This window comes from Pauljensenia sp. 27098_8_83, from assembly GCF_041432695.1.
Lineage (GTDB): Bacteria > Actinomycetota > Actinomycetes > Actinomycetales > Actinomycetaceae > Pauljensenia.
Map to the genome: position 1 here is coordinate 117858 of NZ_JAPWAD010000001.1, position 11320 is coordinate 129177.

10 protein-coding genes and 1 tRNA gene are annotated in these 11320 nt (G+C 66.5%); 4 read left to right on the top strand and 7 right to left on the bottom strand.

Going from position 1 to position 11320, the window contains the following annotated elements:
- Window positions 1–61: 61 nt before the first annotated feature.
- From O3656_RS00525 to rpmF, 6 genes are all read right to left on the bottom strand, one after another.
- Window positions 62–493, bottom strand: a complete 432-nt coding sequence (locus tag O3656_RS00525; protein ID WP_500062129.1) for a winged helix-turn-helix domain-containing protein — start codon at window positions 491–493, stop codon at window positions 62–64.
- A 296-nt stretch (window positions 494–789) separates the two neighbouring features.
- Window positions 790–3111 (bottom strand): 5-methyltetrahydropteroyltriglutamate--homocysteine S-methyltransferase, encoded by a 2322-nt coding sequence (metE, locus tag O3656_RS00530; protein ID WP_500062130.1) that lies wholly within the window; start codon window positions 3109–3111, stop codon window positions 790–792.
- Between the two features lie 80 nt (window positions 3112–3191).
- Window positions 3192–4175, bottom strand: coding sequence for a methylenetetrahydrofolate reductase (locus O3656_RS00535; protein ID WP_500062131.1), 984 nt, complete (start codon window positions 4173–4175; stop codon window positions 3192–3194).
- Between the two features lie 1243 nt (window positions 4176–5418).
- Window positions 5419–5494 (bottom strand) — tRNA-Arg (locus tag O3656_RS00540).
- A gap of 35 nt (window positions 5495–5529) precedes the next feature.
- Window positions 5530–6801 carry a cation:proton antiporter gene (locus tag O3656_RS00545; protein WP_500062132.1) on the bottom strand — a complete coding sequence of 424 codons (1272 nt, stop codon included), beginning with the start codon at window positions 6799–6801 and terminating at the stop codon, window positions 5530–5532.
- 131 nt (window positions 6802–6932) lie between these two features.
- Window positions 6933–7103, bottom strand: coding sequence for a 50S ribosomal protein L32 (rpmF, locus tag O3656_RS00550; RefSeq protein ID WP_003792889.1), 171 nt, complete (start codon window positions 7101–7103; stop codon window positions 6933–6935).
- A 175-nt stretch (window positions 7104–7278) separates the two neighbouring features.
- On the opposite strand from rpmF, the gene O3656_RS00555 reads away from it, so the two are divergent.
- The 4 genes from O3656_RS00555 to O3656_RS00570 all read left to right on the top strand — a co-directional run bounded on the left by O3656_RS00555 (window position 7279) and on the right by O3656_RS00570 (window position 10220).
- Entirely contained in the window at window positions 7279–7935 is a 657-nt protein-coding gene (locus tag O3656_RS00555) for a YigZ family protein (protein ID WP_500062133.1), read from the top strand.
- A 37-nt stretch (window positions 7936–7972) separates the two neighbouring features.
- Window positions 7973–8905 (top strand): cysteine synthase A, encoded by a 933-nt coding sequence (gene cysK, locus O3656_RS00560; protein WP_500062134.1) that lies wholly within the window; start codon window positions 7973–7975, stop codon window positions 8903–8905.
- Window positions 8906–8998: 93 nt separating this feature from the next.
- Complete coding sequence (gene cysE, locus O3656_RS00565) at window positions 8999–9643, top strand: serine O-acetyltransferase (RefSeq protein WP_500062135.1); 645 nt, start codon at window positions 8999–9001, stop codon at window positions 9641–9643.
- 85 nt (window positions 9644–9728) lie between these two features.
- Complete coding sequence (locus O3656_RS00570) at window positions 9729–10220, top strand: GNAT family N-acetyltransferase (protein ID WP_500062136.1); 492 nt, start codon at window positions 9729–9731, stop codon at window positions 10218–10220.
- Window positions 10221–10278: 58 nt separating this feature from the next.
- Here the strand turns inward: O3656_RS00570 and O3656_RS00575 are convergent, their stop codons facing one another.
- Entirely contained in the window at window positions 10279–11316 is a 1038-nt protein-coding gene (locus O3656_RS00575; protein WP_500062137.1) for an Fpg/Nei family DNA glycosylase, read from the bottom strand.
- Between the last annotated feature and the right edge of the window lie 4 nt (window positions 11317–11320).

Sequence of the window (11320 nt, forward strand, 5' to 3'; positions counted from 1 at the left end):
TGGAGGAGTGTGCGCGGTCGCACGCCGCGTGGTGACTGCGGGGTCCGCGGCTGAGGGGGAATCAGGCGGCGAGGGTGACGGGGCGGGTGACGCGCACGCGCACGGAGGGGGTGGAGTTGAAGCGGTAGCCTTCGCCGCGGATCGTGGAGATGAGGTCGGGCAGGATGGAGAGCTTCTTGCGCAGGCGGCGGATGTGGGCGTCGACGGTGCGCGAGTCGGAGCCGAGGTCGGCATCTGCCCAGACGGAGGCGAAGAGCTCGTCGCGGGTGACGGAGCGGTCGGCGTTGGCAGCGAGGTGTGCCAGGAGGTCGTGTTCCTTGGCGCTCAGGCCGGCGTCGCGTCCGTCGAGGGTGACCTGTCCGCGGTCGATGTCAATGTCGATGCGGGAGGAGCTCAGTCGCAGACCGGCCAGGACGTCGAGGAATTCCTCGTAGGAGGTGGGGGTATCGTTGTCAGCGCGGACGGAGGCGGCAGTGGTGTTGACGAGGGTCATGGGTGTATCCGATTCTTCGGGGCCGCACTCCCACTATCGGCGTGGGTATATCACTGCGGCGGTGATTGACAGGGGTATCTGGGGCGTCAATCACATACACATTCGCGACATCATGCCACCGCAGGGGCAGCACATGGGGTTCGCGAAGGTCGTCATGGCTCTAGTCTGTCGGACGAATTAGCTCCGAGCAAGACAATGCTCACAGAGTGAGATTATGTAACAGCAGGTGTTCACGGGAAAGACGGAAAGGGGCGGGCCCAACGGGCCCGCCCCTCACCTATCGCCTAGGAGAACGCTCAGTCCTCCAGGCCGCGCTGGGCACGCACTTGCCGAGTAGCGGAGACAAGGTTGTCCAGCGACGCCTTCGTTTCCTCGTAGCCGCGGGTCTTGAGGCCGCAGTCGGGGTTGACCCACAGGCGCGAGACCGGCACGGCGTCGGCGGCCAGGCCGATGAGCTCGGCGAGCTCCTCGGTGCTGGGGACGCGCGGGGCGTGGATGTCCCACACGCCGGGGCCGATGCCATGGTCGAAGCCGGCCTCGGCGAGTTCGGGGACGACCTCCATCTTCGAGCGCGCGGCCTCGATGGACGTCACGTCGGCGTCCAGGCCCTTGATGGCGTCGATGATCTGGCCGAACTCGGAGTAGCACAGGTGCGTGTGGATCTGGGTGTCGGGTCGAACCGAGGAGGTGGCCAGGCGGAAGGATCCCACGGACCAGTTCAGGTAGTCGGCGTGACGGTCGGCGTCCAGGGGCAGGAGCTCACGCAGGGCGGGCTCGTCGACCTGGATGGCAGCGATGCCGGCGGCCTCGAGATCGGAGACCTCGTCGCGCAGGGCCAGGCCGATCTGGTCGGCGATTTCGCCGAGCGGCAGGTCGTTGCGGGGGAAGGACCACGCGATGATCGTGACGGGACCGGTGAGCATGCCCTTGACGGGCTTGTCGGTGAGCGACTGAGCGTAGCTGGTCCACCCCACGGTCATCGGTGCGGGACGCGAGACGTCGCCCCACAGGATCGACGGGCGCGTGCAGCGCGAGCCGTAGGACTGCACCCAGCCATTGCGCGTGGCCGCGAAGCCGTCGAGCAGCTCGGCGAAGTACTGGACCATGTCGTTGCGCTCGGCCTCGCCGTGGACGAGGACGTCCAGACCCAGCTCCTCCTGGAGAGCGATGACCGAGGCAATCTCCTCGCGCATGCGTGCCTCGTAGTCCGCGTCGGACAGTTCGCCGCGGGCGTTGGCGGCACGGGCTTTACGGATCTCAGTGGTCTGCGGGAACGATCCGATGGTCGTCGTGGGCAGCGGGGGCAGGTGGAGGCGCTCGGTCTGGGCGGCTTCGCGCTCGAGGTAGGGCTCGCGCGCGCGGTCGTCGTCGGTCAGCGCAGCGGTACGGGCCCGGACCTCGGGGCGCACGACGCCGGGGGCGGCGGCGCGCTGCTCGAGGACGCGGGTGGCCTCGGCGACCTCGGCGTCGATGGCGTCCCAGCCTTCGTCGAGGCCGCGGGCGAGGGTGACGACCTCAACGATCTTCTGGTCGGCGAAGGCCAGCCAGGCGTGCAGGTTCTCGTTGAGGGTCGCGTCGTCCCAGGTCTCGAGCGCGGTGTCGTGGGGCACGTGCTGCAGGGAGTTGGAGGTGGCGACGGTGACGCGCGTGGCTCCCAGGGCCTGTGCGGCCTTGAGGGTCTCGCGCAGCTGGGCCAGGTCGGCGCGCCAGATGTAGCGGCCGTCGACGCCGCCAACGACGAGGGTGACGCCCGACAGGTCCGCGTCCTTCGGCAGCGAGCCGCGCAGCGTGTCGACGTGGAGGGCCTCGACGCCCGTCTTGGCCAGGGCCGCCGCCGCGTGCGAGGCGTCGCCGTAGGGGGTAGTGAGCAGGATCTGGGGACGGTTCTGAGAGGCGGCCAGGCGCTCGTAGACGCGAGCGGCCAGCTCGGCCAGTTCGGTGCGGCTGCGCGAGAGGTTGTCGGAGGTGAGGGCCGGCTCGTCGAGCTGGACCCACGGGGCGCCCGCGGCGTGCAGGGAGGCCAGCGCCTCCTCGTAGGCGGCCACGGCCTCGTCGATGCGGGTGAGCGGGTCGAAGTCCGGGGTAGCCGGGTCGGCCTTAGCCAGGGCCAGGTAGGTGACCGGACCGACCAGGACGGGACGGGTCACGTAGCCCCACTCGCGGGCGTCGGTGAAGCGGCGGGTGATCGTGTCGTCGGCGAAGCGCAGGGGCGTGTTGGGGCCGATCTCGGGAACGAGGTAGTGGTAGTTCGTGTCGAACCACTTCGTCATCTCTTCGGGGCCGACCTTGTCGTCACCGCGGGCGAGCGCGAAGTAGAGGTCGAGGCCCTCGCGGCCGGCGAAGCGCGGCGGGATTGCACCCAGGAGGATGGTCGCGTCCAGGACCTGGTCGTACAGGGAGGGCGCGTCGGCCAGGGAGGCGTCGGAGGGGTTCAGGCCGAGCTCGACGAGGCGCGCGAGGTTCTCCTTGCGCAGATCGTTGGCGGCCTGGATTAGCTCGGCATCGGTGATGCGCCCGGCCCAGCGGGCCTCGAGGGCGCGCTTGAGCTCACGGCCACGGCCGATACGCGGATAGGCCAGGATCGTGGCGGTGGGGAACTGCGTGGTCGCAGCGGACATGGTTTTCTCCTTGGGTGTGCTACTCGTTCGGCGTGCGCGGGTGTGGCCCGCACCCTGCCGCAGGGTGGATGGTGGTGCGCCTACGCGCGGGTATCGGGGGTCGAGGCACCGGACCTCTGCGGGTCGGGCGTCACCCCCAGGAGGGCCAGGATGTCCAGGACGGGCTTGGCCTTGTTGAAGGTGTAGAGGTGGATACCGGGCGCGCCTGCATCGAGGACAGAGTGAATGAGACGCGAGCCGAAGACTGCGCCGAACTCGTCGCGTGCCTCCTGATGCGGATAGTCGGACAGCGTCGTCAGCAGGTATTCGGGGACCTCGATGCCGGTGAGGTCCTGGACGCGGCGCAGGCGCGCCGGGTCTGTGGCCGGCAGCAGACCGGGCACGATCGGGATCGTGACGCCAGCGCGGCGGGCGCGTTCGACGAAGGAGGCGTAGACCTCGGCATCCCAGAAGAGCTGGGTGATCGCGAAGGAAGCACCGGCAGCCTGCTTGACGAGGAGGCGCTCAACTTCCTGCGCGGGCGTGGTTCCGGCGGCGGGATTACCCGCAGGGAAAGTGGCCACCGCGATCGTCAACGGCTTGAACGCGGAGCGCAGGGCCTCACCCGGGTGAGCGTCACAGCGGCGCTTTTCGACAGTGCGGATAAGGTGGATGAGCTCGGTGGCGCTGCCGACGCCGCCAGGCCCGGGCTCCCAGCCGTCCTGCCCCACCGGCGGGTCACCGCGCAGAGCCAGGAAGGTACGAACGCCCGAATCGAGGTAGTCGTAGACGGTGGAGACAACCTCTTCGGTCGAGTTTCCCACGCAGGTCAGGTGCGCGATCGGCTGGATCGGCGTATCACGCACGAGGCGATGGACCGTCGAGCGGGCATTGGAGCGGTCCTTGCCGCCGGCGCCGTAGGTAACCGACATGAAGTCGGGGCGCACGCGCAGCAGCTGGTCAACCGTGTTCCAGAAGGGCTGTTCCAGGGAGGGCTTGCGCGGGGGCATGACCTCGAAGGACAGGAGCGTGGGCTCGTGGTCGTGGGTGCAGGGACAGGCGTATTCGTCGTCGGAGAAGGGCACGATGAAACTCTCGTGTTGCGGCTATCCCCCACATGGGTGCGCATCGGCGCGGGTTTTGGCAGTGGGGTCGAGCCTAAGGAATGGCGGACGTCGGCGTCAGCTGCACATTCGGGCACGAATGGACCCGCACATGCGACGGGTGATGTTCGTTCGTGCGTTCATGCCCCCAGTATGTCCGCCTTCGCGTGGGTGACGCAGGAGGGGTCCACGGAACGGGAGTTTGTGACAGCGCCCGTCTCACGTCGACAGTGAGGATGATGGTCATTCGTATTGGCTTTGCCCCACGAGGCTTCACATCGGCGCACGGCCTGTGAGCGTGCTAGACACACGCGCGGCGAGCTGCACTCGGAGGCGCAGGCCTGCCCCACCCGCATCCCACGGGTCGGACTGCGCTCCTGAGCCGCGGTGCTGCACGGGATCGTATCCGAAGTTCCGCTTGGGCCCCGCCGCACACTTCATCGGGCGCGTTCGCGGATAGGTTATGCGCATACGGATAGGTTATGCACATACGGATAGGTTATTAACCTATCCACATCGTCGTAACCTATCCACATCGTCGTAGCCTATCCACATGCGCGAGGCAGCCCCGCCGCGCACACCCGTTATCACGACGACTCACCGGCGTTTATCGGCACCCCGGCTGGTCAGCTCTTGAACTGCACCCCTGAACCTGAGCGCCCATACCGGGCCACGCGTTCGACCACACGTTCGACCACGTATTCATCCACACGCCGGGCATTTGGGGTATTCATAACCCCACGATGAAACAACCACCTTCAATATTGATTTTCCCGCACCAGCACAACGAAAAGTCAACACTCCAGCAACACGTAGTGTCCTATAACCCTTTAACCCTAACCCGAGATGACTGTACACAGTGGGACGATAGAGCTGCCTCCACGGCACCGCCCCGGGACGCCTGTATTCCTGCCGGGGAGCGGTTCCGATGAGAGGAGGTGACTGGGCAATGGCTAAAGACCATCGCCAGCCTCGACGGCGGCGAGGTTGTGACAGGAAGCAGAAAGCCCAGATCGCTGTAGCAGTGATCACGACACTGCCGCAGCTGATCTGGGCGATTGCATTCCTGCTTAGCACCCTGATGGGGAGCTAAGACCATCCCGGAAACCGGGGAGTCGAACAGCGGCAACTGTTCGGCTCCCCCCATTATGCCACGCTGCTCCGGTTCGGGCGGCCACATAACGACCACCAACGATACTTCGTGGCGAGCACCCGCATCACAAGCTGGCGCCTCCGACAGGACTCGAACCTGCAACCTCGGGATTAGAAGGCCCTTGCTCTATCCATTGAGCTACGGAGGCGTGGCGCGTCGCGCCGTCTGTAAGACTAGCGGAGGTTAGCGCGCCTTTCCACCAGCGCGCCCAAGCAGGAACGCGAGCAGCGGGAAAAGCAGCACGGACATCGCGCCAGCAACAACCAGCAGGGATGCCAGCCACGAGGGCAGAACACCCGTCGTAACTCCCAGCTCGGTGACGGCGACGATGATGGGCAGGCCCGTCGCGCCGTACAGTCCGATACATGTCGCGTCCGTCCAACCGACGCGCTCAATCGAACCGTGGAACCGTTCCATCAGGACGATGGGCGCACCGCGCACCACGAGGATCGCGCCAACGAAGGCGACGAGCAGGAACGGATAGCCCGCGACGGCGCTCAGCGAAATGTTCATACCCGAAGTCACGAAGAAGATCGGAATCAGGAACGAGAAGCCGAGGGTGCGCAGCTCTCCCTCGACCATCGTAAAGTTTCCAGGCGCCAGCGCGCGCACGATGATGCCGGCCGCGAATGCGCCGAGCACCATGTCCAACTCCATGACCGCAGACAGGGCCATGAGGCCGGTGAGGACAACCATGACGACGCGCATGAGCGTCTTTTGCGAGGTCTGCGCCCCGTGCAGGATCGTCCGCCCCAACGCGGGATGCTTCAGGATGAAACGCGTCGGAATGGCGACGGCGACAACCGACGCCACCGCGAACACGAGCAGAATAATCGCCGAGGCCCAGGGGCTACGGGCGGAGAGCAGCAGCGACATGGCAATAATGGGGGCGAGCTCGCCGACGGCACCATGAACGAGGACTGCTTTGCCGATCGCGGTGCCCATGACGCCGGCCTCCATGAGGATGGGCAGGAGGGTGCCTAGCGCCGTTGAGGTCAGTGCGATCGCCAGCGCGATGTACGTGGCTGCGGAGACCCCGGTGGTACCCGACGCGGCGACAGCAGCCCAAGACACGGCCAGGCCGATACCGAAGCACACCAGCCAGGTGAACAGCGAGCGCCGACCGGCTCGCCCGTGGACCTCTTGCACATCGATTTCGGTGCCCGCGATCAGGAAGAGCATGCCCATGCCGACCTCGCGGAACAGCGAGATCGGCTCGGTAACGGATGCCAGTCCGAGAACGCTCGGCCCGATAAACACGCCGAAGATCAGGAGCCAGACGACGTCAGGCACACGCTTGTGGGTGAGCGACGAGAGCAGGGGTGCGAGGGCAGCGGAGGCGGCGATCAGGAAGAGAGAGACGATGGCGTCCGCGGTACCTCCGGTTGCGGATGCTGCGACGAGGCCGTGGCCCACTCCCCCGCTCATAGTAAGGATGGTCGTCGGCAGGCTCATGTGCGTTCCTTCTCGGGTCTTCTCTTTGGGCGCGCGCCGCCGATCGCAGGGGCCGACGACTCACACTCAGAAATTGCGGGCATGACAAAGGCCCGGGACGACAAGTCCCGGGCCCGTGTGTGGAAGCGAGGTCAGCCCTCGACGTCCAGGAGGCCGTTCTTGTAGGCCTTGGCCAGGCGGCGGGGCACGCGGATCTCACGGCCGGCAACCTTGACGGTGTTCAGCTCGGTAAGATCAGCCTTCCAGGTAGACCGGCGGGTGCGGGTGTTCGCACGGGACATCTTGCGCTTGGGAACTGCCATGTCTTACCGCTCCTCTTCTTTCTCGACGACTATTCTGATCGGTGCGCCACGCGGGCGCACGGCGACAACCCGACAAGACTACCACGAACAGCGCGCTCAAGCACATCGCGATGCCTTCCGAGCCTGCGATCCTGGTTACAGACGGGCGGGCGCGAGCTCTCGGTAGACTGGGCGCATGTCCGTTCTTCGCACGCTCGCCTCCGGCACGCTCCTCACCCACGAGATCGAGATTAAGCGTTCCCGGTTTATTACGACGCTCGCCAGGACGGATACCCCGGAGGAGGCACGCGAGCTCATCGACGCAGTCAAGTCTGAGCACCCGCAGGCGCGCCACAACTGCTCCGCATACCTGATCGACCCGCCGGATGCCGCCCCTTTGCAGCATTCATCGGATGACGGTGAGCCCTCGGGCACGGCGGGCACACCCATGTTGGAGGCACTGCGCGCCTCCGATACGTGGAACGCCACTGCCGTCGTCACGCGTTACTTTGGCGGCATCCTCCTGGGCGGAGGAGGCCTCGTACGTGCTTACTCCACGTCCGTGTCCGAAGCCGTAGCACAAGCTCCCATTGCCTACCTGGTCGGGCGCGATGTTCTCGAAACCCAGCTGGATCCCGGGGACGCGGGTCGCATCGAGGCCGAACTGCGAGCCCGCGGGGCCACGATCGTGGACACGATCTGGGGCGCGGACGTCACGCTGCGCATTGCGATCGATCCGAGCGACCGAGACGCCATTGACGCGTGCCTGGCCCAGGCCTCGTCGGGTGTTGCAAAGTTTCGCTACGTGGAAACACGTCGGGTTGAACTAGACGAGGATCCGACCAGGGTATGACAATTCAGGGGTACACCTGCCTATGGAAGGACCCCTCATGGCTCGTATTGCCTCCACCGTTGCCGATCTGATCGGCGGCACGCCCCTCGTCCGCATCAACCACGTGGCCGGCGACGGCGTTGACGTGGTCGCTAAGGTCGAGGCCTTCAATCCCGCCTCCTCCGTGAAGGATCGCATCGCCCGTTCGATCATCGACGCAGCGGAGGCTGCGGGCGCACTCGCCCCCGGCGGCACCATCGTCGAGGCCACGTCCGGCAACACGGGTATCGCCCTGTCGATGGTGGGCGCTGCCCGCGGCTACAAGGTCGTCATCGTCATGCCCGCATCGATGTCCGTCGAGCGCCGCGCGATCGTGCGCGCCTTCGGTGCCGAGCTGGTTCTCACCGACCCGAAGGGCGGCGTCTCCGCCGCCGTCGCCGAGGCCGAGCGCATCGCATCCGAGCGTCCCGGCGCCATCATCGCTTCCCAGTTCACCAACCCCGCCAACCCGGCGGCCCACGTGGCGCACACGGGCGAAGAAATCTGGGCCGACACCGATGGCCAGGTCGACGTGTTCGTCGCGGGCGTTGGCACGGGCGGAACGATCTCGGGCGTCGCGAAGGTCCTCAAGGAGAAGAACCCGAACGTGCGCATCATCGCCGTTCAGCCCGCCGAGTCTCCCCTGCTGACCGGCGGTACCCCCGGCCCGCATGGCATCCAGGGCCTCATGCCCAACTTCGTGCCCGACACCTACGACGCCTCCCTGATCGACGAGGTCATCTCGGTCGAGACCGCCAAGGCACTCGAGTTCGCTCGCCGCGCCGCCGCCGAAGAGGGCCTGCTCGTGGGCATCTCCTCGGGCGCTGCACTGGCGGGGGCGGCCGCCGTCGCCGCTCGTCCCGAGCTGGCGGGCAAGAAGATCGTCACGCTCCTGCCCGACACGGGTGAGCGTTACCTCTCGACCGCGCTCTTCGCCGGCCTCGAGGACTGATCGCTCACAGTTGACGCGCTAAGGTGGCCTCGGATGGAATATCCGGGGCCACCTGTGCGTTCCCGACCCAGTCGACCATCCAGGAGGACCGAAGTGAAGCTCACCGTACGCGCCCTGTCGAAGACCCTATCGCGCGCCCTGCCCACCAAGGCGCTCGGACTCTTTCGCGAGGACCTCGTGACGGCTCAGCGCCGCGACCCAGCGGCCACCTCCGCCCTGGAGATCGCCCTGACGTACCCGGGCGTACACGCGCTGTGGACTCACCGCGTCTCCCACGCCCTGTGGGCCAACGGTGCCCGCACCCCCGCACGCATCCTGTCCTCCATGGCCCGCGCCGTCACCGGCGTAGACATCCACCCCGAGGCCACCATCGGGCGACGGGTCTTTATCGACCACGCGACGGGTGTGGTCATCGGACAGACGGCCGAGGTCGGCAACGACGTCGTCATCTTCCACGGAGTCACCCTGGGAGGCGTCGCCATGACTCCGGGTAAGCGCCACCCCACCGTCGGAGATCACGTGATGATCGGTGCCGGTGCCAAGGTTCTGGGCCCCATCACCGTGGGCACCGGCGTCAAGATCGGCGCGAACGCCGTCGTCGTCAAGGACGTACCCTGCGGGAACGTCGCGATCGGCGTGCCCGCGCGCCTGCTCCCCAAGCCCGAGAAGGACACGCGCGACCGCGATCTGATCGTCGATCCCAACTACTTCTTCGAGGAGCCCGCCCTCTACATCTGAGAGGTATTCGCCCTCGTCACCGGTAGTCTGTGAGAATCCGTTCAAGAGCCGTGACAAAGTGAGCGCCCTCACCTATAGTTGGTTTATGGAAGCTCGAACTCTACATGCCCCACTGGACGCGTTGTCAGCGGCGAATCGCCCCCAGGGTATTGAGATCGCCACGCTCACGACATTCGACATCCCCGCGCTCGCGGTGCTCACCCTCGAGGCGTACGACGACGACGTCACGCCCGAGGCGCTCATGGAAACCTCCGAGGAACTACGCCTGACGTTCGAGGGCGCATTCGGGGCGACCACGGAAGACTCGTTCATCGGCGCGTGGGACGGGGGAACGCTCATCGGAGCAATCCTCGTCGTGCGTGAATCCCCCTGGGACGACGCTCCCGACGGACCCTTCGTCGTCGACCTGATCGTCGCTCCCGACTACCGCAGGCGCGGCATCGCGACAGCCCTCGTCTCAGAGGTCGCCACGCGCTGCTCGCAGTGGGGATTCGACTCTCTCGCGCTGCGCCTCGACAGGCGTCACGGCGGAGCCCGCGAACTCTACTCGGTGCTCGGATTCGAAGAGATCGCCTGACAGAGGGCGAGGAGTGCGAGCCTGTCGGCCCGCACTCCCCTGACGCATGTTCGCGCGCTCAGCGCTGGCAGGACGGACACCAGAACAGACGCCGGTTCTGCATGAGCGCCTCGCGTATCGGCGCCCCGCAACGCAGGCACGGCCGGTCCGTACGGTGATACACGTACCAGCGCGAGGCCTCCTCGTCCCCCTCGATCGGCGGGTTGGGGGCCTCCTCCGGGTCCATCGTGTCCAGGCGACCGGCTGCCAGGCCGCGGTTCATGAGGTCACAGATGAGGACCCACAGCTCGCGCAGGCGCTTGATCGAAATATTCGCGCCCTTGCGATGCGGCGAAATACCCGCAAGGAAGAGGGCATCGGCGCGGTAGATGTTGCCCACGCCCGCGATGATCGACTGATCCATGACGATCTCGCCGATCGCGCGCTTCTTCGAATGGGCCACCTGGGCGAAACGCTCCATGGCCTGGGTATCGGAGCGCGCCCCGGCGTCCAGGGGATCCGGCCCCAGCTTCGCTTCCGCCTTGATGCGCTCTTCATCGGTAATGAGGTCGCAGCGATTCGGTCCGATCAGGTCAGCGACCGCGTGGTCGTTGAACACCCGTAGCCGCACGGCACCGACCGGCTCTGGAGGCTCCCATTCGCCGACCTTGACCTCGCCGAAGCCCTCGCCCCAGCGGGTCTCAGAGTGGCCGTTCCACTCCCCCTTTTGGACGTTGGGGATACGGTGAGCAACGCCGTGGCCCTCGTCGACGACGGTCTCATCGCCGTTGAAGCGCCACCAGCCGTACAAGCCCAGGTGGATATGCACCCAGCGGTCCGGCCACGGGGCATCCTCGCCGAGGATGGGTTCCCCACTACCGGCGGCGGCACCCTCGAGGAGGGCCACCCCTGCCTCGTACATCTCACCCGGGGTGGGCGGGACGAAACCAATGAACATGTGCTTACCGTGCACTCGTACCCTCTGCATGACCCAGCCGTCGAGGAGGGCTGCGGAGGACGCGAAGCGCCCCTGCGGGGACGACGCCGAGACGATACCCCCGACGAAAAGCTCGTCGAGGGTACCGGCTAGGCGACGGACTGCATCGCCTTCAGGCATGCGA